19 protein-coding genes are annotated in these 21,230 nt (G+C 48.0%); 1 reads left to right on the top strand and 18 read right to left on the bottom strand.

Annotation, left to right across the window (positions count from 1 at the left end; genetic code table 11):
- Nucleotides 1–39: 39 nt before the first annotated feature.
- Genes recG through MKY24_RS16205 form a run of 3 tightly spaced genes read right to left on the bottom strand, consistent with a single transcriptional unit; the run spans nucleotide 40 to nucleotide 4,793 of the window.
- Nucleotides 40–2,088 carry an ATP-dependent DNA helicase RecG gene (gene recG / locus MKY24_RS16195; protein ID WP_034095059.1) on the bottom strand — a complete coding sequence of 683 codons (2,049 nt, stop codon included), beginning with the start codon at nucleotides 2,086–2,088 and terminating at the stop codon, nucleotides 40–42.
- A 1-nt stretch (nucleotide 2,089) separates the two neighbouring features.
- Nucleotides 2,090–2,959, bottom strand: coding sequence for a DegV family protein (locus tag MKY24_RS16200; protein WP_023989297.1), 870 nt, complete (start codon nucleotides 2,957–2,959; stop codon nucleotides 2,090–2,092).
- 49 nt (nucleotides 2,960–3,008) lie between these two features.
- Nucleotides 3,009–4,793, bottom strand: coding sequence for a DAK2 domain-containing protein (locus MKY24_RS16205; RefSeq protein WP_023989298.1), 1,785 nt, complete (start codon nucleotides 4,791–4,793; stop codon nucleotides 3,009–3,011).
- A 509-nt stretch (nucleotides 4,794–5,302) separates the two neighbouring features.
- Between MKY24_RS16205 and rpmB the strand changes: the two genes are divergently transcribed.
- Nucleotides 5,303–5,491 carry a 50S ribosomal protein L28 gene (gene rpmB, locus MKY24_RS16210; protein ID WP_013310881.1) on the top strand — a complete coding sequence of 63 codons (189 nt, stop codon included), beginning with the start codon at nucleotides 5,303–5,305 and terminating at the stop codon, nucleotides 5,489–5,491.
- Nucleotides 5,492–5,715: 224 nt separating this feature from the next.
- On the opposite strand, the gene spoVM is transcribed toward rpmB, so the two are convergent.
- The 15 genes from spoVM to MKY24_RS16285 form a co-directional block, all read right to left on the bottom strand.
- Complete coding sequence (gene spoVM / locus MKY24_RS16215) at nucleotides 5,716–5,796, bottom strand: stage V sporulation protein SpoVM (RefSeq protein ID WP_010345573.1); 81 nt, start codon at nucleotides 5,794–5,796, stop codon at nucleotides 5,716–5,718.
- Nucleotides 5,797–6,187: 391 nt separating this feature from the next.
- Nucleotides 6,188–6,856, bottom strand: coding sequence for a ribulose-phosphate 3-epimerase (gene rpe / locus MKY24_RS16220; RefSeq protein ID WP_023989299.1), 669 nt, complete (start codon nucleotides 6,854–6,856; stop codon nucleotides 6,188–6,190).
- A 4-nt stretch (nucleotides 6,857–6,860) separates the two neighbouring features.
- Nucleotides 6,861–7,778: a ribosome small subunit-dependent GTPase A gene (rsgA, locus tag MKY24_RS16225; RefSeq protein WP_023989300.1), complete on the bottom strand. Its 918-nt coding sequence runs from the start codon at nucleotides 7,776–7,778 to the stop codon at nucleotides 6,861–6,863.
- A gap of 73 nt (nucleotides 7,779–7,851) precedes the next feature.
- Nucleotides 7,852–10,122: a Stk1 family PASTA domain-containing Ser/Thr kinase gene (pknB, locus tag MKY24_RS16230; RefSeq protein ID WP_028540564.1), complete on the bottom strand. Its 2,271-nt coding sequence runs from the start codon at nucleotides 10,120–10,122 to the stop codon at nucleotides 7,852–7,854.
- Nucleotides 10,119–10,895 (bottom strand): Stp1/IreP family PP2C-type Ser/Thr phosphatase, encoded by a 777-nt coding sequence (locus MKY24_RS16235; RefSeq protein ID WP_053325713.1) that lies wholly within the window; start codon nucleotides 10,893–10,895, stop codon nucleotides 10,119–10,121. Before MKY24_RS16235 ends, pknB begins: the two co-directional genes overlap by 4 nt.
- Before the next feature lie 6 nt (nucleotides 10,896–10,901).
- A complete protein-coding gene (rlmN, locus tag MKY24_RS16240) occupies nucleotides 10,902–11,942 on the bottom strand; it encodes a 23S rRNA (adenine(2503)-C(2))-methyltransferase RlmN (protein WP_013310887.1) in 1,041 nt (346 codons plus the stop codon).
- A gap of 187 nt (nucleotides 11,943–12,129) precedes the next feature.
- Complete coding sequence (gene rsmB, locus MKY24_RS16245) at nucleotides 12,130–13,545, bottom strand: 16S rRNA (cytosine(967)-C(5))-methyltransferase RsmB (protein WP_028540563.1); 1,416 nt, start codon at nucleotides 13,543–13,545, stop codon at nucleotides 12,130–12,132.
- Entirely contained in the window at nucleotides 13,542–14,501 is a 960-nt protein-coding gene (gene fmt / locus MKY24_RS16250; protein ID WP_339200327.1) for a methionyl-tRNA formyltransferase, read from the bottom strand. Before fmt ends, rsmB begins: the two co-directional genes overlap by 4 nt.
- A gap of 6 nt (nucleotides 14,502–14,507) precedes the next feature.
- Nucleotides 14,508–15,005 carry a peptide deformylase gene (gene def, locus MKY24_RS16255; protein WP_023989305.1) on the bottom strand — a complete coding sequence of 166 codons (498 nt, stop codon included), beginning with the start codon at nucleotides 15,003–15,005 and terminating at the stop codon, nucleotides 14,508–14,510.
- Between the two features lie 132 nt (nucleotides 15,006–15,137).
- Nucleotides 15,138–17,714: a primosomal protein N' gene (gene priA, locus MKY24_RS16260; protein ID WP_339200328.1), complete on the bottom strand. Its 2,577-nt coding sequence runs from the start codon at nucleotides 17,712–17,714 to the stop codon at nucleotides 15,138–15,140.
- Nucleotides 17,714–19,018: a bifunctional phosphopantothenoylcysteine decarboxylase/phosphopantothenate--cysteine ligase CoaBC gene (coaBC, locus tag MKY24_RS16265; protein ID WP_339200329.1), complete on the bottom strand. Its 1,305-nt coding sequence runs from the start codon at nucleotides 19,016–19,018 to the stop codon at nucleotides 17,714–17,716. The genes priA and coaBC overlap by 1 nt, the downstream gene beginning before the upstream one ends.
- A 90-nt stretch (nucleotides 19,019–19,108) precedes the next feature.
- Nucleotides 19,109–19,312, bottom strand: a complete 204-nt coding sequence (gene rpoZ, locus MKY24_RS16270) for a DNA-directed RNA polymerase subunit omega (protein WP_013310893.1) — start codon at nucleotides 19,310–19,312, stop codon at nucleotides 19,109–19,111.
- 122 nt (nucleotides 19,313–19,434) lie between these two features.
- Complete coding sequence (gmk, locus tag MKY24_RS16275) at nucleotides 19,435–20,007, bottom strand: guanylate kinase (RefSeq protein ID WP_013310894.1); 573 nt, start codon at nucleotides 20,005–20,007, stop codon at nucleotides 19,435–19,437.
- 14 nt (nucleotides 20,008–20,021) lie between these two features.
- On the bottom strand, nucleotides 20,022–20,282 hold the full coding sequence (locus MKY24_RS16280) for a DUF370 domain-containing protein (RefSeq protein ID WP_005548256.1): 261 nt from the start codon (nucleotides 20,280–20,282) through the stop codon (nucleotides 20,022–20,024).
- A 56-nt stretch (nucleotides 20,283–20,338) separates the two neighbouring features.
- Nucleotides 20,339–21,226, bottom strand: coding sequence for a YicC/YloC family endoribonuclease (locus MKY24_RS16285; RefSeq protein WP_013310895.1), 888 nt, complete (start codon nucleotides 21,224–21,226; stop codon nucleotides 20,339–20,341).
- Between the last annotated feature and the right edge of the window lie 4 nt (nucleotides 21,227–21,230).

Consider the following 21,230-nt stretch of genomic DNA (forward strand, 5'->3'; position numbering starts at 1 on the left):
GTTTAAAACGTTTAGAACAACCTCATGATTCATGGTGGATTAGTCGATGAGATCCCCCTGGAAAATCTGTTCTTTTTGCAAATAACCGCGCAGTGCTTCATACTGCGGAGATGTCCAAAAGGACGAATCCTTAATCAGATCGGTTGCATCCTCCCGCGCCTTTTCCAGCACCTCAAAATCCGCTACCATATCTGCTAAACGAAACTCGGGTAGCCCACTCTGCTTGGTGCCAAAAAAGTCACCCGGCCCTCTCAAATCCAGATCGCGTCTAGCCACCTCAAAACCATCGTCCGTATCGGTCATAACCTTCATCCGCTCCTGACCAACCTCCGACTTAGGATCAGCGATCAGTACACAATACGAGGCATGTGCTCCCCGTCCGACACGTCCACGTAATTGATGTAACTGGGACAGCCCAAAACGATCCGCGTCCATAATGATCATTAGCGTCGCATTGGGAACGTCTACCCCCACCTCCACAACCGTCGTTGAAACGAGTAACTGAACCTCATTCGCATAGAAAGAACGCATAACTTCTTCCTTTTCTGCGGGAGTCATTCGTCCATGTAATAGCCCAACGCGGTAATGTGGAAAAGCCTGTTGCATTTGAATATGCAAATCGATGGCATTCTGTACGTCCAGCTTCTCCGACTCTTCAATCAACGGGCAAATCAGATAAGCCTGCCGTCCCTGATCTACCTCGCGGGAAATAAAACCAAGTACCCGATCCATCAGTTCGTGCTTCACCCAATAGGTGGAAATTGGAATACGCCCCTTCGGCCGCTCTGACAACGTAGAAACATCCATATCGCCAAACGCAGTGATGGCCAGCGTACGGGGGATCGGTGTGGCCGTCATCGTCAGCACATCGGGATTATAGCCTTTGCGACGCAGTACACTACGCTGATTCACTCCGAATCTATGCTGCTCATCCGTTACAACAAGCCCAAGCTGGCGAAAATATACATCCTCCTGAATGAGAGCATGGGTGCCTACTACAATGTCCAGCAGACCCATTTGGAGAGCAGCTAGGAGCTCCTTACGCTTCTTCCCGGTTGTACTCCCAGTCAATAGGCCCACACTGATTCCAAAGGGCTCAAACAGCTTGTGAAGCGATCGCATGTGCTGCTCGGCCAATATTTCGGTTGGCACCATCAGCGCTCCCTGAAAACCGGAACGTACTGTGGCAAATAAACCGATGGCAGCAACAACTGTTTTACCCGACCCAACATCTCCCTGAAGCAGACGATTCATACAATAAGGTGAGCGTAGATCGTGCAGTATTTCAAGCTCTACCTTCTTCTGTGCATCCGTTAATTCAAAAGGCAAAGCCCTTACAAATTCACGAATCGTGGCGTTATCCACGGTATGTACCACCCCGTCCGCTCGACCACGATTTAGCGCCCGGAATGCCTGCATTTTCAGCTGAAATAAAAATAGCTCCTCATACACCATCCGCCGACGAGCCTCTTGCCCCTCGCGGTTGTCCTGAGGCTGGTGTATACCTGCAATAGCCTGCTTGCGCGGCATCATACTATATTTACGCACAAGCAACTCAGGCAATATTTCGGGGATCATTTCACCAAACTGCTGGAGTGTCTGGCTCATTGTTTTTCGCATCCAGCTTTGCGTAATCTTGCCGCCTATAGAGTACACCGGTTGAAGTGTCCCCGAGCGGGCTACTCCTTTATCAGGAAACTCAGAATCTGCAACAGTCATCTGCATCCGTTTGAGATCCCATTTACCAGTCACCACAATTTCACGACCAGAGGTTAGCTGCTCCTTCATGAAATGCCGATTAAACCACGTCGCGGTAAACATCCAATCCTCGGCCATCAATTTACAAGTCAACCTTGATTTGCGCCCGTAACGCTGAAGCACCGGAATGCCCATAATTTTGGCCTGTACTGTAATCTTATCTCCATCCTTCACTTCGCTTAGCGAGCGCAGTCGGTAATCTTCATACCGAAACGGATAATATTCCAGCATGTCCTGTATGTTAGAAATGCCAAAAGCGTGAAGCTCTCCCTCTTTGAGAGCACTCACGCCATGTATTTGTTTTAAAGGTATTTGATCCAATTGCAGCATATTACCTCTCATCTCCGGCCGGCCATACAAAAATGCCAATCGTTCCTGGCCCTACATGGGTCCCAATCACAGCGCCAAGTTCAGTATATATTCGATCTCCCAGCTCAAAATGCTCTGCCAGCTGAGCCACGAACGCTTCTGCCGCTGAGCGATCTGCCGTATGACCCACAGCAATATTAATTTTTTGGCCTTTTAAATCCCGCTCCAGTAGTTCAATTATACGTGCTGTCGCTTTTTTATGCCCTCTCGCCTTATCAACCGAATAAATAGTGCCTTCTTTGTCAATCGAAAGAATCGGCTTAATGTTAAGTAACGTACCAACCATTGCCGCTGCCTTGCCAATACGTCCGCCTTTTTGTAAGTATTCCAGGGTATCCACCAGGAAATACAAACGACGGCGCTCCCCACGACGTTCCACAGCCCGAACGATATCAGCCGGGGAATGCCCGGCAGCCGCCAGCTCTGCCGCATAAACCACTAGCATGCCGTATCCGTATGAAGCTGATTTGGAATCCACCACAGTCACTCTATGTTCATGCTTCTCCAGCATGGATTTGCCCAGCAGAGCAGACTGATACGTTCCGCTCACACCCGAGGATAAATGGATAGAGATAACCTGGCTCTCGGGGTACTGCTCCAACAGCGTCGTGTATGTCTCCAAAAAACGGGCTGGTGAAGGCTGTGATGTCGTAGGTAGCTCATCAGCCCGTACTAGTTCGCTGTAAAACTGCGACGCTGACATCTCAATGCCGTCCAGGTAAGCTGTGCTGCCGAACATCACTGTCAATGGTACAACAACTATACCGAGACGGTCTGCTAATTCCGGTGGAATATCAGCCGTGCTATCCGTCAAAATGATGGTACTGCTCATCAGTCAGACCTCCTTTTGTTGTGGACTTCCATGGGCGTGCTAAAGCACATCAGGTTTCCACTGAGAACAAATAAGGATAAATCGGCTGACCACCTTCATGAACTTCCACTTCAGCATCCGCATAATTTTCTTTAAGCCATGCAACAAGCTGATCTGTGTCTTCTTGATTCGCGTCTGAACCTGTGAGAATCGTAACAATTTCATCGCCATTCACCAGCATTTTCGCTAGCAAAAGACGGGACGTTGCCATTAAGTGTTCCTCGGTCGCTACAATCTTGGAATCCTGAATACCGATGTAGTGCCCGGCTGTAATATGCAGGTCATCCAGTGTCGTATCCCGTACCGCGTAGGTCACTTGCCCAGACTTCACCCGAGTGACTGCGTCACGCATATTGTCCTGATTTACCTCAAAAGCCTCTTCCTCCTGGAAGGCAAATGCTGCCGCAATCCCCTGAGGAATTGTTTTGCTCGGAATAACCGACACCATACGTTCCATCTCTAGCAGTTCACGTGCTTGTTCTGCCGCCAAAATAATATTGGAATTATTCGGAAGAATAAAAATATGTTGAGCCGCAATCGAACGCGCCGCATTAACGAAGTCCTCTGTGCTCGGATTCATTGTCTGGCCGCCAGAAAGGACAACATCGACGCCTAAACTTCTGAAAATATCAGCAATTCCTTCACCGGAAGCCACAGCTATAAAACCAAAGGATGCCAGTTCATGAGCGGGGGGCTCAGACGGCTCTTCCTCACGTGCAGGCTCTGTTGGTATTTCAGCAAACCACTCAGGCTCAGGAGCAACATCCATACCCGCAGACAACAAATCACGATGCTGCTCGCGCATATTTAAAATACGAATCTGTGTAATTTCTCCGTAGCGCAGTGCCAAATTCAGCACTTCACCAGGAGCCTTAGAATGCACGTGAACCTTGATGACATCATCGTCTGAAATTACGATAATAGAATCACCATCTACTGCTAACGCTTTCCGGAAGGCTTCCTCATCAAAATCGGTACCTTGCGCTTCGCCCAATTGTCGATTAATAAAAAACTCCATATCATACAAAAATTCAATATTATCCGTTTCGAGCTTCGCTTGCGCAGAAATCGGCGCATCTGGGGAAGGAACAACTGCAGTAGCAGTAGGTCTCTCCGATACGTGAGGAGCAAAAACCGTGCGTACATTATCACTTTTTGCAGTTGAAGACGTCACCAAGCCGCTTCCAAGATGCTGCATAAAACCTTCATAAATGTACACAAGACCTTGCCCACCCGAATCTACAACTCCTACTTGCTTCAATACAGGGAGCATGTCCTGCGTCATGGCAAGCGTTTCCTTCGCTTTGGCAAGCACTTCTTCCATCAGTTCCGTGATGTCGTTCGTCCGGCGCGAGAAAAACACAGCATGCCTGGCCGCTTCCTTCGCCACGGTAAGAATTGTACCCTCCACCGGCTTAACAACCGCCTTGTAGGCCGCATCCACCCCGCTCTGCAATGCCGATGCGAACTGAAGGGTATTCAATTCCTCGTATGGGGCAGCGTAACGGCTGAAGCCACGAAACAACTGAGACAGGATAACCCCTGAATTGCCGCGGGCTCCCATCAGCAAACCTTTGGATAATATGCCGGACATGACACCGATGGAGGAAGAGTCCCCCCTCTTTAATTCCGTTACGCCCGCGCTCATCGTCAAATTCATGTTGGTTCCCGTATCACCGTCTGGCACTGGGAATACATTTAGTGAATTGACATGTTCCGCATGCTGCTGTAATTGTTCCGCCCCGGCTAAAACCATTGCGGTAAAATCTGTTCCATTCAAAGAACGATTACTCAAGAGAATTCCCCTTCCTAGCTTAATACACTTGTTTTACTATCAACCTTCACAACACCTTATTCAACTGTGCGTACAGGTTCAATTGAATTATACTAAAGCCAGACGACGAATACGAATATCACACTTTCGTAAGCTCTTGTACTCACGTCTGGTCGTTCTTCTACAGGTCATATAAAATGAAAAACCAGTCAACTGCCTAACAATAAATCATCGGCTGGAATGATGACTATAGTCCCGCCTCTGAACTGCCGGCATGACTGGAATAAGAATTCACATTCCATTTTAATACAAAATAATCGCAGCAATAACTATCCCATATTGTACTATAATGCGAAAGAGAAATAAATAAAGTTTTTGAATCAGTTGACGGAGCTTTTTTGACTATGATATTATATTTAAGTATTGTTTTGTTCAGGTTAGTGACTTACAAAGTCCGGCTGACCCAGTCGGCCTGAAGAGAGACCCGTTCCGTATGGAATTTGGTTATTTTCAGAATAGGAGGTGGAATCATGTCTCGTAAATGTTCTGTAACAGGCAAAAAGCCTGGCAGCGGTAACCACGTATCTCACGCTAACAACCGTAATCGCCGTACTTGGGGCGTCAACGTACAAAAAGTTCGCATTCTCGTTAACGGTAAACCGAAACGCGTTTATGTCAGCACTCGTGCATTGAAAGCCGGTAAAGTGACTCGCGTGTAGTCGTAAAAAAATATCGTTATAAGCAAAAGGCACCTCGTTTTAAACGGGTGCTTTTTTGGTTATTCGAAAAGTAATATCCATCTGGTTCAGGAGAACAAAATGTCAGGCACCTTCCCGTGCGTTCCTATCTTTTACTGCCGAGCTACCTATCTGTTGTGCCCGGGAAGCGTGCCCTGTGTACCTCCAGTTTTCATCCTACATCCTGTGTTTACATTACGTTGAATTCAGTTTTTCTGGAATGTATTCAAAATGGCTTTAACGAATCCACCCAGAAATTTTGGCAGCTTGATTGTGTAAAACTTCATGCCTCACCCTCCCCATCATCCTCCTGCATCCGTTCTCTGTAGTTTATGCAACCTGTCAAGGGTTGTTGCCCCACAAAAAAAAGGCTACATGAGAATCCCGCTCATGTAACCATATTTATGCACAACCATCCCAGGCTATACCATCAGACAAGTCCGCGAACATAGAGATATGCTGAGAGTATGAAAATAAACAGGATATAATAAAGTACGCTGCACACCACAAAACCTATTCGTAAACCCCGCCGTTCATTTTTTCGAAAATAAAACAGTACAATTAGAACAGCCAAAAGTGAAAGAACAGCATTCCAAGGAGCCTTCACTAGCGAGAAACAGCTAAGGGTCAACCCCGTCGCCATGCTCGCTACAGTCATCCACAATGCTTCAGTCAGCTTCACTTGGACAAACGAGCTGCACTGTCCCGAATCGCAGCAATAGCCGCTGCGCGGTCTGCTCTGCCAAATACCGCACTACCAGCCACTAACACGTCAGCCCCCGCTTCAAATACGGCTGGTGCCGTCTCCTCCGCAATACCTCCGTCTACCTCGATATGTACATCTGGACGGCCCAATTCGTTCAGCCAAGCACGGATTTGTCTGATTTTATTTAACGTCTCTGGAATGAAGGACTGACCTCCAAAGCCAGGATTGACCGTCATCACCAGAATCATATCCACATTTGGCAGCACTTCCTTGATCGCGTATGGTGAAGTACCCGGATTGAGAGCCACTCCAGCCAGAGCGCCTTGCTGCTTGATCAAGTGAAGGACACCATGCAAATGAACACAGGCCTCAGCATGAACAGTGATGATGTTGGCTCCTGCTTTTACGAAATCGCCAATATAGCGTTCAGGATGCTCAATCATCAGATGAACATCCAAGGGAAGAGTCGTATGCGGACGAATAGCCTGAACGATAGGTGGGCCCAGTGTAATATTGGATACAAAATGTCCATCCATTACATCCACATGAATCCAGTCTGCCCCTCCTGCCTCAGCTTCCGCAACTTCACTGCCCAAGCGAGCAAAATCAGCGGATAAAATCGACGGTGCTATTTTTAACATATACTCAGTACCTCCGCTTTTTTTCTTTTAATTCCTGATAGAACTGCAAATAGCTATCATATCGTCCCTGTGAAATATGGCCTTCTTCCAGGGCCTCTCTTACTTTACAGCTAGGCTCGTGAATATGGGTACACCCCCGAAATTTACATCCTTCCGCATACTGCTGGAATTCACGAAAACAGGGAGATAACTCATCCACACCTAGCTCCAGAAAATCTAGCTGGCTAAACCCTGGTGTATCTGCTACAAACCCTCCGTTGTCTAGAGGAATCAGCTCCACATGACGAGTCGTATGTTTTCCTCGGCCCAGCTTATTGCTTATGGCGCTCGTCTCCAGCGTTAACCCAGGCTCCAGAGCATTAAGCATGGAAGACTTTCCTACACCTGACTGCCCGGAAAACACGCTGATTTGACCAGCCAACAGCTTCTTAAGCTCAGCCGTCCCTTCTCCGGTACGGGCACTGGTTACCAGCACCTCATAACCGATCTTCCGGTACATTTCCTGAACGGCCAGCACGGTGTCATCCTCTGAAGGACTGCCTTCATACAAATCGCGCTTAGTCAAACAGATAATCGTATCCAGTCCGGCGTGCTCAATATGGACTAAAAATTTGTCCAGTAAAGGCAGGTTTAAATCCGGCTCACGCAAGGAAAACAGTAGCACGGCTAGCGTGGTATTAGCTACTGGAGGACGAATTAGCTCTGTCGTACGCTTTCTAATCTCCTCGACCATACCTTCCCCGTTCTCAGTCAGTTCGTAAACGACCCGATCACCGACAAGAGGCGTAATCTCTTTTTTCTTAAAAATGCCGCGTGCTCTGCATTGTACCGTAGCTTCGCCAGATACCGGACGCCCATCCTGATCCAGGCTGGAGACATAATAATATCCGCTAAGCGCCTTGACGATCAGACCTTCAGGCATGTGTAAGATGTCCTCCTTCATAATGTTCAAGTTTCATTGCGTATAACAGGTTGAGCATCTTCCTATTGCAAGTTTACTGATGCTGAACAGCCTCAATCACTTTTTCCTTCTTTGCGTGGCCTGGGTTGTTTTTATGACTAACCGCCAACTCACTGCGCGTACTCCCCGTGGAATTCGTTCCAGGAACAAAGGCGGAAGGGTCACCATTACCTCCTGTGCCCTCCTGATTGTTCGAGTCGCCTCCACTATTGCCAGTATCATTAGAAGATCCCCCGCTATCACCTTCCTCGCCGTTTCCACTTCCATTCTGCGAGGAAGTACCATCAGGTGTATCCGTTGGTGAAGTTCCAGCAGGCGGAGCAATTTGGGGCATCGTCACCGTTCCATTTTTCGCCTCAATATAAGAGACTGGATACGTATCAATAAAGTCACCATCTCTAAATACTGAGACAACACTGTCTTTGTTCGGAGCCATTAGCAGATTGATAGTGAACATCTGTGTCGTATTAATCGTACGGCTTCCCCATTCCTGATTTTCTCCACGCGCATCCGTATAAGTGATACGAATTTTGCTGTTTTTGCCCTCTTCCTTCGGCGCAACAGGCACATTAAATGGTAGTGTAATCGCTTCTGGCGGGTAACCCGTGCTTACATAAAACGTAATTTCCGTATTTGGTGGCAACTCACTGCCTGCCTCTGACGGCCACTGTTTGGTTACTCTTCCTTTTTCCTGCTCATAGCTAAATTCTTCTTTAATCGAGCCAACCTTCAGCCCTGCCTTTTTAACCTCATTTTCTGCTTGGTTCTGCGTCTTCCCTATCAGGCTTGGCATTTTCACAGTATCAGCGCCCTTGCTGACTGTGAGCACAACCTGGACTGAGTCCTTATCAAATGGCTCATTTGCAGCGGGTGTCTGACTAAGGACGGTCCCCGCGGCCTGATCACTGAACTGCTCATTTTGCTGAATCTGCGTCTCCTTAATTTGCTGGGCGGTCAGCAGCTTAACAGCATTCTCGTAGCTTTGGCCTTTGACATCCGGCATCGGGGTGAGCGGCTTGGCAATCCCGACTTTCAGACTAATCTTGGTTCCTTCCTTGACTAAAGAATCTGCAGGATAGCTTTGATAAAATACAACTCCAGGCGCGATTCCCTCTTTGTATTCATGCTGGATTGGCTCCTCAATGAGTAATCCCGCTTTACTGAGATTAACCTTCGCTTGGTCTTCTGTTTGTGTCAATACACCTGGTACTTTTACCTCAGGCACGACAAGTACACTTTGCACATAGTACACCACTCCGCCCATGCACAGAAGTAACACCAACACTAGTGTTACCCACAAGATCGCTTTTTTTCTATTATTTTTGGACGATTGCTTGCTCGGAAGCTGTTCAGACTCACGCGGTTGAGCAGGTACATCATCGCCACTAGAAGACATCCCTAATTGTTGAGGCTTAATAGCCGGAATAACCCGTGTTTGATCCTCATCATCCAAATGTGTAAACTCCAGCTTGGATTCATTACGCCGTCCCGGCAGCAAACAGGTTTCCAGATCTTTTAGCATTTCGTCTGCCGATTGATAACGCTCTTCTGGATTTTTGCGCATGGATTTTAGAATGACATTTTCCACACTTTGCGGAATCAACGGATTAATTTTACGTGGTTCCTCAAATTCCTCTTGCAAGTGCTTGAGCGCTACACTAATTGGACTTTCTCCCAGGAAAGGGAGCTGCGCTGTCAGCATTTGATATAAGACAATACCTAAAGAATATAAGTCCGATTTTTCGCCGGTGACGACACCCTTTGCATGCTCAGGTGAAAAATAATGAACAGAACCCACAACAGAACCCGTCTGGGTAATGGTCGTTGACGTAACAGCTCTAGCAATCCCAAAATCAGTTACCTTAACCCGTCCATTACGTCCAATTAATATATTATGAGGCTTAATGTCTCGGTGAATGATCTGATTTTGATGGGCATGCTCCAGCGCATCACAAATCTGGGAAGCAATCCGTACTGCTTCATCCACTTGCAATGGCGCACGTTCTTTAATAATCTCATTCAAATTTTTACCTTCGATGCACTCCATTACAATATAATGGATTTCATCCTCTTGGCCGACATCATAAATACTGACCACATTCGAATGCGAAAGCGAGGCCGCAGACTGCGCCTCACGCCGAAATCGGCGAATAAATTCCTCATCATGAACAAATTGCTGGCGCAACACTTTAACTGCGACATTGCGATTCAGCAAAATGTCTTGAGCCTTATACACCAGCGCCATACCGCCGCCACCGATACGCTCAATAATTTCGTATCTTCCCCCTAGCAGGTGCCCGATCATGCGTCACACCCCTTTTCACTCAATGAAACCGTGTCGTCGGGCAATTCAAACAAAGCTACAGTAATGTTATCGTCTCCTCCGGCAAGCAACGCCAGATGTAGCAGACGATCCGCGCGCTCCTGCAAAGGATTCTCTGCGGCACCTACTACTTTGCTGATTTGTTCTTCCGTTACCAGATTGCTTAATCCGTCGCTACACAGTAACAGTACATCGCCTTTTTCCAGCGCAATGGAGTCAATATCCACTTTCACCTCGGAATCAGTGCCCAGCGCCCGTGTCAGTACATTGCGACGAGGATGGTTCTCCCGTTCTTCCTTACTGATCTGACCGTTTTTGAACAGCTCATTAACCAAAGTATGGTCTTCTGTAAGCTGACGTACCGCTCCTTTGGAAATGACATAGGCACGACTGTCACCGATATGTCCGATAATTCCGGATGCGTCGTTTAATAAAACCGCAACAACTGTCGTTCCCATATTATGATACTTTTCATCGCGTGCAGCCGTCTGGAAGATGACTTCATTGGCATGCAAAATAGCGTCGCTGAGCGCCGCCGTCAAAGAATGTGCGGATAATCCGCTCTCCAGCGTCGCCAAATCAGCGGCAAGTGTCTCTACCGCAAGGCGGCTGGCCGTATCACCGGCCAAATGCCCCCCCATACCATCGGCAACAATCCCAAGAATATAGCCTTGCTCCAAGTGCCTGATCCAGGCAGAATCCTCATTCACCGAACGTACACGTCCGACATGGCTGACATGAACTGTTTTGATCAAATGGTTTCACCCCAACTCCATATGCTTTGCACGCAACTGACCGCAAGCAGCGGCAATATCGTGACCCTGTTCACGCCGGATCGTCACATTGACGCCTTTTTCGGCAAGAATACGTTGGAAATTAAAAATATCACTGCGTGATGTGCGTACATACTTGCGCTCAGGCACATGATTGACTGGAATCAAATTGACGTGACACAGCATGTCCTTTAACACATCCGCTAGCTCTTCAGCATGTTCTGCCTGATCGTTTACACCACCAATCAGGGCATATTCAAACGAAATTCTCCGCCCCGTCTTAGCAAGATAGTAACGTAGAGAATCCATAACATCCTTAAAGGGATAACGCCGATTTACAGGCATCAGCTTCGAACGAAGCGCATCATTAGGCGCATGAATGGATATTGCCAGATTAATCTGGGTATCCTCGTCGGCAAATTTATAAATATTCGGTACAATACCGCTGGTCGACACTGTGATATGACGTTGACCAATGTTCAGACCTTTTTCATGAACCATTGTACGTAAAAACGTCATGGTCGCTTCATAGTTTTCAAAAGGCTCGCCCGAGCCCATAATCACGATGCTACTCACTCGTTCATTGGTTTTATCCAAAATTTTCTGAGCCTGCACCACCTGTGCAGTAATTTCACCAGCCGTCAGGTTCCGTTTGAGGCCTCCAAGCGTCGAAGCGCAGAAAGTACAACCAATCCGGCACCCCACTTGAGTCGTTACACAAATGCTGTTTCCGTAATTGTGTCTCATAATGACCGTTTCAATGGCATGATCATCGTGCAAACCGAACAGGAATTTTACTGTACCGTCCTTCGATTCCAACTTTGTAATTTCACTAAGCGTCACAAAACTAAATTGCTCCTCAAGCTTCTCTCTCAGCGCCTTGGACAAATTCGTCATCTCGCTGAAATCATTGACTCGCTTCACATACAGCCAGTCAAAAATTTGTCCTCCACGAAAAGCAGGCTCGCCATTGTTCTTGGCCCAGTCCTGAAGCTCCTCCAGAGTTAAATCATATATAAAAGGTTTCATCAATGTTTGCACCCGTTCCTTCTTCATTAAGTTCTGTTTGATCGCAGATAGTATTTTTCATTCTTCCTATTTTAGCACAAATCCCTGAGGGGGTAAAAATTTTTCGTCTTCATGCAAAAAACCGCCGGAAATGTTCCGGCGGAATGTGGAAATACTGGTGGAAAGCTGCCTGGAATTCTCTTCCGCGCTATTTCACCCGACGCAGGCGCGCGATATAAAATCCGTCGCTGTGGAAATGCTGCGGTAACAGCTGTACCGAGCCTCCCTGTATACTATCCTTTTCGCGGCTCACGTCTGGGAAGGAATGACCCTCTGCCAATTCATACTCTGGATGTTCGCTTAAAAATTGAGTCAATTGTCCTTCATTTTCGTCCGGTTCAATCGTGCATGTGCTGTATACCAGAATACCACCTGGCTTCAACAGTCCCGCCACACTATCCAGCAGCTCATGCTGAAGCTGTGTAATGTCGCGTACATCCTGCGCAGTTTTGCTCCAACGCAGGTCCGGTTTACGACGAATCACTCCAAAGCCAGAGCATGGCGCATCCAGCAAAATACGGTCAAAAGAAGCTGGAGCATATCGTTCCTTCAGTTCTAGCGCATCACCAGTGACTGTTTCCACGGCATCCAGGCCAAGTCGATTAGCCTGTTCACGAATTAATTGATGCTTATGGGCATGCAGATCATTCGCAACTATCCGTCCGTGATCCTTCATCAGCTCAGCCATATGAGCTGTTTTGCCACCTGGAGCGGCACAGCAATCCAGTACCAGCATGCCAGGCACAGGAGCGACTGCTTCGGCAACGAGCATGGAGCTTTCATCCTGTACGGACAGCAAGCCGTCCGTATACCACGAGGTAAGCGCCATATTTCCACCGCTACGAACAACAATCCCATAAGGACTAACTGCTGAAGGAACGGCATCAAGCCCTTTTGAGTTCATCTCGTCCAGCAGCTGATCACGGCTGATCATTGTCGTATTCACCCGTACGCTGACCGCAGGGGGCTCATTATTAGCCTGACAGATAGCCTCAGCAGTATCTGCACCGTACTGCTTAATCCAGCGCTTAACCAGCCACTGTGGATGGGAATGTTCTAATGAAATCCGTTCCTCCGGTGACAAATCGTCAGGAATACGCAGCTTGTCCGGCTCACGCAGCATGCTGCGGAGCACGCCGTTGACCATACCGGAAATACCCTGATGCCCACGCCGCTTGGCAATGGTCACCGCTTCACTAACGACTGCATGATCCGGAACTCGATCCAGATACACCACCTGATACACACTCATCCGCAGCAACGAACGTACCCAAGCCTGAAGCTTGGCCGTTCCTTTTTGAACAAATTTATTCAAAAAATAATCTAGTGTATTTCGGCGTGCGACTGTACCGTATACAAGTTCCGTCGCCAAACCAGCATCACTTGCAGACAAACCTGCCTGCTGAAGCCGACGATTTAGCTCAAGATTGCTATACGCACCCTCTTGCTCCACACTGGTCAACACATCAAGTGCAACTTCCCGCGCCGTCTGATTGCGAGTCTTGCCGGTTCTGGCACCCACTCCCTTGCCTTGGCCTCCCTGGCGGGAGTGACTCCCGCTCATCCGAGCACCATGCCTGGCTTCATCTGTCCGCCGCGTGCAAAGGTTCCAGCATCCATAACTTTTTTGCCAGCCGGTTGAACCTGAGTCAGCCAGAGAGTTCCTTCGCCTGTCTGCACCTCAATGCCACGAGCGGTCAATTGAAGAACCGTCCCGGGTGCTGGAGCATTTGAGCCACTCACGTCATTATTTATGAAAGGCTGCTCAGCAGCCCATATTTTAAAAACATTTCCCTCCCAAAGCGTAAACGCGCCGGAAAAGGGAACAAGGCCGCGAATCCGGTTGTATATCTGCTGTGCATTGTCACTCCACGAAATACGCTCATCGTCGCGGTTCAGGTTAGGGGCATAGGTAGCCTCGTCCTCATTTTGCGGCGTACGGTCTGATTGGCCTGCCAGCAACTTAGGCAGCTCGTCCTGCAAAAGCTTTGCTCCAGCTACGCTTAATTTCTCAAAAATCGTACCGGAGGTATCCTCCGGCTCTATAGCAACCTCAACTCGCGATATCATATCGCCAGTATCCAGTCCTTCCGCCATATACATCAGCGTCACACCCGTCACGGTCTCACCGTTAATAATCGCACGCTGGATCGGTGCACCTCCCCGATAACGGGGAAGTAACGAACCATGCACATTCAGACAGCCGAACCGAGGCAAGTCTAGTACGGACTTAGGCAAAATTTGCCCATAGGCTGCGGTTACGATCAGATCAGGACGCAGCTCTGCCACCTGAGCCACCGCTTCTGGCTGGCGCAGGCGGGTCGGTTGCAGTACAGGTAATCCGCGTTTTTCTGCCGCTTCCTTGACTGGTGTAGGCGTCAATATTTTTTTTCGTCCCTGTGGCTTATCGGGCTGTGTAATCACACCGACCACGTTATAACCGTTGTCCAGTAACATGTTCAGCGATGGCACTGCAAACTCAGGCGTACCCATAAAGATAATACGAATGTCTTGACTCATCGAACCTCACTCTCCTATCTGACGGTTCGGTCCTGGCTGTTCCAGCGCAACCTCATATACTTTTTCTGCAATATCCGTGAATAAAATTCCATTTAAATGGTCAATTTCATGCTGAAAAGCACGAGAAAGCAACCCTGTCGCTGTAATGGTAATGGCCTTACCCTCGCGGTCCAGTCCCTTGACTGTAACCTTCTCGGCACGACGCACATCCCCGTTCAACCCAGGTATACTCAGGCAGCCTTCAGGACCCAATTCCTCCCCTTCTTCGGCTACGATTTCTGGATTGATCATTTTAATCAATCCATGCTCATCTCCAGCATCTACAACAATGAGACGCTTCAAAATACCTACTTGCGGAGCAGCAAGACCTACTCCCTCCGCTTCATACATCGTATCTGCCATATCGTCGAGCAGCTTTTGCACGTTAGGCGTAATTTTAGTGACTTCCTTTGCTACTTTGTGCAATACGTCATCCGGCTCCAACACTATAATTCTAATTGACATGACAACAGAACACCTTCCTCTTTATGTTTCATTTAGGCTTAACTGTATTCATCACACACGCGACTGCTACATTATCCTATGTACGGACGGCTTGTCCGCATTAATTGTGATAATAACTTTTGTGGCAACACTCTACATAAGCATTTGCGGATCAACATCCAGACTAATCAGCAACTTTTGTGCCTGTGCGGATTCGGCCATTTCATCAGCTACTTGCTGAGCCAAACTAATCGCATCGATATTTCCACGCCATTTTATCATACATTGAAATCGGTATCTATTCTTGATTCTCGAAATGGGTGAAGCTACTGGCCCCAAAATGTCGAGTACATCCGATGTAAGACGATCCATATTCCCGAACCAGCCCCGTTGTCTGGCCCGTCCCTGTAGTGTTGCTGAATAATTCTCAGCCAATCGGACCAGCACCGGGAGTTGTTCATGAGAAAAGGTCACCAAAATAAGACGACAATATGGTGGATAGTGCAAATTGCGGCGGTGTTTCAATTCTTCCCTCACAAAAGAAGCATAATCATGGCGACTTGCGTGAATCACCGAATAATGCTCTGGAGTATAGGATTGTACGAATACTTCCCCCGGCAATTGATGTCTCCCAGCCCGTCCAGCTACTTGTGTTAACAGCTGAAATGTCTTTTCCGCAGCCCGAAAATCCGGTAAATTGAGAGCCGAATCCGCAGTAATGACACCAACCAGTGTCACATCGGGAAAGTCCAGGCCTTTGGCAACCATTTGAGTACCGAGCAGCACGTCCGCTTTTTTATCACGAAATTGCTTGAGAAGCTTTTCGTGGGCATTTTTTTCTGTCGTTGTATCAACATCCATTCGAACAACACGTATACCGGGGAATAGCTTCGCCAGCTCTTCTTCCACTCGCTGGGTACCTGTACCGAAATAACGAATATGCTCACTACCGCACTCAGGGCAAGTCTGAGGCACGGGCTCGGAATAACCACAGTAATGGCAACGTAAATTGTTCGACCGCTGATGATACGTGAGCGAAATATCACAATGCGGACAACCCGCGACATAGCCACAGCTACGGCACATGACGAACGTGGAGTGCCCACGCCGATTCAATAGTAGTACCGTCTGCTCCTTACGCTCTAACCGCTCTGCAATTCCATTATGCAATGCACGGCTGAACATAGAGCGGTTGCCAGCACGCAGTTCCTCACGCATATCCATGATATGTACTTCGGGTAACGTGTTCCCCAATGCGCGAGTTGGCATTTCAAGCAGCAGCGGCGCAAACTCGTCGTTGCTTTGTGAGCGAGCCGCATAGTAGCTTTCCAGCGACGGTGTTGCCGAGCCGAGAATAACGACAGCCCCATGCTGATGGGCTCTGCGAATGGCAACATCACGCGCATGGTATTTAGGTGTCTCTTCCTGCTTGTAGGACGTTTCGTGCTCCTCATCCATAATAATAAGACCTAACTCACGAAAAGGCGCAAATACTGCCGAGCGAGCACCAATCGCCACTTTCACACGGCCTTCGCGTATTTTGCGCCACTCATCGTACCGTTCCCCCCCGGACAACCTACTGTGCATCACTGCTACCTGATCGCCAAAGCGGCCTTTAAAACGTTCTACCATTTGTGGGGTTAACGATATTTCAGGTACCAGTACAATGGCCTGACGATTCTGCTCAATACAACGCTGAATCGTCTGTAGATAGATTTCCGTCTTACCGCTCCCTGTGACTCCATGCAACAAATAAGCTCCCTGCTCACGCGTGTCCAGCTGGCGAATAATCCGTTCATATACCGACTGCTGCTCTACTGTGAGAGGGAGTGGCTCTGTAGGCTTGAAGTGTCTGCCCCGGTACGGGTCGCGGAACACTTCGACATCCTCCAGCAACACATAGCCCTTATCTTCCAGCGCCTTAACCGTTGCAGCAGACACACTCAGTGAGGTCATGACTTCCTTCAGCGACAGAGGCAGAAACTCGCTACGTTCCAGCAAAAAAGCAAGTACCTCCCGCTGACGCTGCGCTTTGGCAGAAAATTGCTCCAGCGCCGTTGATGCCTCGTCTATGCCGATAGCCAGATCAACGGATTTCATGGTCTTTTTGCCAAGTTTGTCTTTAATAACTTGACTTTCCTGAAGCACACCCCGGCGTAACAGTGATTTAATAACCTCTGCTTCCTCAGGGAAACGTCGACTGAGTTGCTGCAATGGGACTTGCTCCTTCTCCTGAATGAAGCTAACAATCCGACGCTCCGTCGGATCACTCATACCATCGTCGGTCAGAAGTGCCCATTCGAGTTCATCGCCCTGATTCGGTTGTATAGTACGCTGTGGATGTGTTAACTCATGCTGTTCGGCAATTGAGATATAACGTTCTGCCTTGCCCTTGAGCGCGGTAGGAATCATCACTTGCAGTGCCATAATTTGATTACAAGCATAACGTTCGCTCATCCATTTGCCCAGTTCGACTAGGTCGGCAGATAAGGGTGGTACCAAATCCAGCAACTCCTGGATCGCTCTCATCCTGTATTTCGGTGGATCATCAGCTGGGACTACCGAGATGACAAAAGCCTGCACCGTCCGTTTGCCAAATGGTACAGCTACCCGGCTACCCGGCTCAATCCAAGGTCTCATTGAGTCTGGTATCAGATAATCGAAGGTGCGGTCCGTATCCTTGGCAGGTACATCGACAATGACCTTGGCAACTAAATTGCCCGTCTCCATTAATGCAGCACCCCACCCATGCGTCCCGCGGCTATAATAAGCAACTTACGCGCAACTTCTTCCTTTGACTGTACAGGAATACGCTCTACGATCCCGCTTCGGTCATAAATTTGAACAGCATTCGTATCGACGCCAAAACCAGCACCATTCACAGTTACATCGTTTGCCGCGATCAAATCACAATTTTTACGTTCTAATTTATCTATCGCATACGTCTCCAAATGTTCGGTTTCAGCTGCAAAGCCAATTAAAAATTGATGTTTCTTACTCTGTCCGAGTGATTCTAGAATATCGACGTTCTTCACTAGCTCTAGCGTAAATACACTATCTTTTTTCTTGATCTTGGTCTGTGCAATCTCACGTGGTCGATAATCTGCAACTGCAGCAGCCATAACGACCATATCGCTCGTTTCCCATTGCTTTAATACAGCGGCGTACATGTCTTCAGCTGACTGGACTCTTTCAAGCATAATACCAGCTGGCGGTTCCGCGCTGGTATTGGCAGCAATCAAGTGCACCTCTGCACCCATCTCCTGAGCCACTTTTGCAATGGCAAAGCCCATTTTGCCAGATGAATCATTTGTGATATAACGCACTGGATCAATTCGCTCGATCGTGCCTCCAGCCGTTACAATGACTTTTTTGCCTGAAAGCACCGATTCATTCTCATTCACAAGTGACTCAGGCACTTGAACCTCCATAGATTCGCCACCAAACCATCGTGGTTCAGACTTGATGTTGGTTTTTTGTTCCTGAGCTTGCTGATCAAAAAAGCGCTCTATGGTTTGCACAATTGTGTCCGGCTCTTCCAAACGTCCTTTGCCAACGTAACCGCAAGCCAGTAATCCTTCACCAGGCTCAATCATCTTCACGCCACGTGATACAAGCGTCTCCATATTTTGCATGACTGCCGGATGAGTGTACATATGTACGTTCATCGCAGGGGCCACCATAATAGGCGCTGTTGTAGCCAGCAGCGTTGTAGACAGCATATCATCAGCAAGACCATGCGCCATTTTCCCGATAATATTCGCAGTTGCAGGAGCAACAAGCACCAAATCAGCCGCATCCGCCAGATGAATATGGGATACGACTGACGGCTCTCTTTCATCAAATGTGTCACTGTACACCGGATTACGAGAGAGCGACTGCAACGTAAGTTCGGTAATAAACTCCTTGGCAGAGGCCGTCATAATCACATGAACCTCGGCTCCCTTTTGCGTCAACCTACTGCACAGCGCAGCCCCTTTGTAAGCAGCAATTCCGCCAGTTATACCAAGAATAATAACTTTTCCCTTCAACATCGTTAACTCCCCCTGACCTAAAAAAATAACAACCTTGCGGTTGTCAAAGGAATTGGCATTGCGCCCGGTTATAATAGTTGTGTATAATTCTTACTCGTCTTCGCCGCTTTCAAGACGCAGATGATCCGCGTAAATCTCTTCCAACGCCACTCCAACCTGTTTGTGGGATTTAGGATTCTTGAGAGTCGTCTTTTCACCCTCGCGCAACTGTCTGGCACGACGTGAAGCCGCTACAACCAACGAATACTTACTATCTGCCTTTTTCATCATTTCATCAATGGAAGGATACAGCACGAATAGACACCTCTTCATGTAGTTTTGGGACTGTATAAGCTGAACTCCAGTGTACACCTTCAACCTCAGCTTATACAGTATTATTTCTCTTTAGGTACGCTTGGCATATGTAAAGCCCTCGTTTAAGGATGAACCTTACAATGTTCGGCGATAATAATGGATTCTATTCGTTTACAAGCGAAATCAATCTCATCATTGACGACCGCATAATCATAGTGACGCAACAAATTCATTTCATCCACAGCTACCGACATACGGTGGTCTATGGTCGCTTGAGTTTCTGTGCCCCGTCCCCGGATTCTATCCTTTAATTCGTCTAGCGAAGGCGGAAGCAGAAAGATGAATATGCCTTCTGGAAATTTTTCTTTAACCTTTAGCGCTCCCTGAACTTCAATCTCCAGAAAAATATCTTTTCCCTGCGCAAGCGTCTGATCTACAAAATCACGTGGAGTACCATAATAGTTCCCTACATACTCAGCATACTCCAGCATTTCATCTCGTTCAATCATACCCAAAAATTCTTCACGCGTTTTAAAAAAATAGGTCACTCCATCCTGTTCGCCTGAACGAGGTGTTCGAGTTGTAGCAGAAACGGAGTATGTTATCTCTGGTAGCTTATCACGCAATGCGTTGCCTACCGTCCCTTTACCGACACCCGAAGGTCCGGATATTACAAATAATAATCCCTTAGCCATAGTACACTCCATTTTTATTCGTCATTGTCATCATCTTTAGTGGATAGGCGATGAGCGACCGTCTCCGGCTGCACCGCAGACAGGATTACATGATCACTGTCTGTAATAATAACAGCCCGCGTCCGGCGGCCATAGGTAGCATCAATTAGCATATGACGGTCCCTGGCTTCCTGTATAATCCGCTTGATCGGAGCAGACTCCGGACTGACGATGGAGATAATTCGGTTGGCCGACACGATATTGCCGAAACCAATATTGATCAATTTGATTGCCATATTCAGGTCCTTCCCCCTATACATGTGACTCTTGCAGCCGTGCCGCTACCAGGTAGCTACTCAATATTTGCAGCCTGCTCACGAATTTTCTCGAGCTCTGCTTTCATCTCAACGACCAAATTAACCAATGTGAGATGATTAGCCTTGGAGCCGATCGTGTTGACTTCCCTGTTCATTTCCTGGATTAAAAAATCTAATTTGCGACCGGCCGGCTCGTCTGACAGCAGCAATCCCTTGCACTGTCCAAAGTGACTTTGAAGCCGGGTAAGTTCCTCATCAATATTGCTGCGATCCGCGAATAACGCAATCTCCATTCCGAACTTATGTTCATCAAGCGTAAATGAACCGTCCTGAAGCTCTTTAAGCCTGTGTTTCAGCCTGTTACGGTAGTCGCTCACAACATGAGGAGCCAGCACCGTCATTTCATGATGCAGGGATTCCAGCCGTAAAATACGGGATTCCACATCTTGCGCCAAATGCCCGCCTTCTCGCCTTCTCATCTCCAGTAAACCTTGCAAAGCTTCATTCAAAGCTCGCTGTAGTTGCTCTTCCCAGTCCTCTTCGTCTCCATGGCAAGCCTCTCCAGGCTCACCCAGAACGTCAGGCAAAGCAAGAATATCGCTTATCCCTAACGTTCCTTTCACTCCATAACGATCCGCCAGCTGCTCCGCTGCATGCAGGTAAGCCTGCACCACAGTGTCATTCAACCGCGCGGCGGGCATCTGTTCTTCATCACGTTCTCTGTGGATGAAGACATCGATACGACCGCGTTTAATCTGCTGTTGAACCGTTCTTCTCAAGCCATCTTCGTAACGAGTCCATTCGCGCGGAATTCTCATCATCACTTCGCAATAGCGGTGATTCACCGATTTCAATTCCAAGCGCACTTTATAGCCCTCATAATGAAGGATGGCTTGACCGTATCCGGTCATACTCAATGACATCGGC

The sequence above is a fragment of the Paenibacillus sp. FSL P2-0322 genome (assembly GCF_037975315.1).
In the GTDB taxonomy this organism is placed as follows: Bacteria; Bacillota; Bacilli; order Paenibacillales; family Paenibacillaceae; genus Paenibacillus; species Paenibacillus polymyxa_B.

Coding starts and splice junctions, on each gene's coding strand:
- recG (WP_034095059.1), bottom strand. CDS start 2,088: ATGCTGCAATTGGATCAAATACCTTTAAAACAAATACATGGCGTGAGT.
- MKY24_RS16200 (WP_023989297.1), bottom strand. CDS start 2,959: ATGAGCAGTACCATCATTTTGACGGATAGCACGGCTGATATTCCACCG.
- rpmB (WP_013310881.1), top strand. CDS start 5,303: ATGTCTCGTAAATGTTCTGTAACAGGCAAAAAGCCTGGCAGCGGTAAC.
- spoVM (WP_010345573.1), bottom strand. CDS start 5,796: ATGAAGTTTTACACAATCAAGCTGCCAAAATTTCTGGGTGGATTCGTT.
- rpe (WP_023989299.1), bottom strand. CDS start 6,856: ATGTTAAAAATAGCACCGTCGATTTTATCCGCTGATTTTGCTCGCTTG.
- rsgA (WP_023989300.1), bottom strand. CDS start 7,778: ATGCCTGAAGGTCTGATCGTCAAGGCGCTTAGCGGATATTATTATGTC.
- pknB (WP_028540564.1), bottom strand. CDS start 10,122: ATGATCGGGCACCTGCTAGGGGGAAGATACGAAATTATTGAGCGTATC.
- rlmN (WP_013310887.1), bottom strand. CDS start 11,942: ATGAAACCTTTTATATATGATTTAACTCTGGAGGAGCTTCAGGACTGG.
- rsmB (WP_028540563.1), bottom strand. CDS start 13,545: ATGAGCGGGAGTCACTCCCGCCAGGGAGGCCAAGGCAAGGGAGTGGGT.
- fmt (WP_339200327.1), bottom strand. CDS start 14,501: ATGAGTCAAGACATTCGTATTATCTTTATGGGTACGCCTGAGTTTGCA.
- def (WP_023989305.1), bottom strand. CDS start 15,005: ATGTCAATTAGAATTATAGTGTTGGAGCCGGATGACGTATTGCACAAA.
- priA (WP_339200328.1), bottom strand. CDS start 17,714: ATGGAGACGGGCAATTTAGTTGCCAAGGTCATTGTCGATGTACCTGCC.
- coaBC (WP_339200329.1), bottom strand. CDS start 19,018: ATGTTGAAGGGAAAAGTTATTATTCTTGGTATAACTGGCGGAATTGCT.
- gmk (WP_013310894.1), bottom strand. CDS start 20,007: ATGGCTAAGGGATTATTATTTGTAATATCCGGACCTTCGGGTGTCGGT.
- MKY24_RS16280 (WP_005548256.1), bottom strand. CDS start 20,282: ATGGCAATCAAATTGATCAATATTGGTTTCGGCAATATCGTGTCGGCC.
- MKY24_RS16285 (WP_013310895.1), bottom strand. CDS start 21,226: ATGTCATTGAGTATGACCGGATACGGTCAAGCCATCCTTCATTATGAG.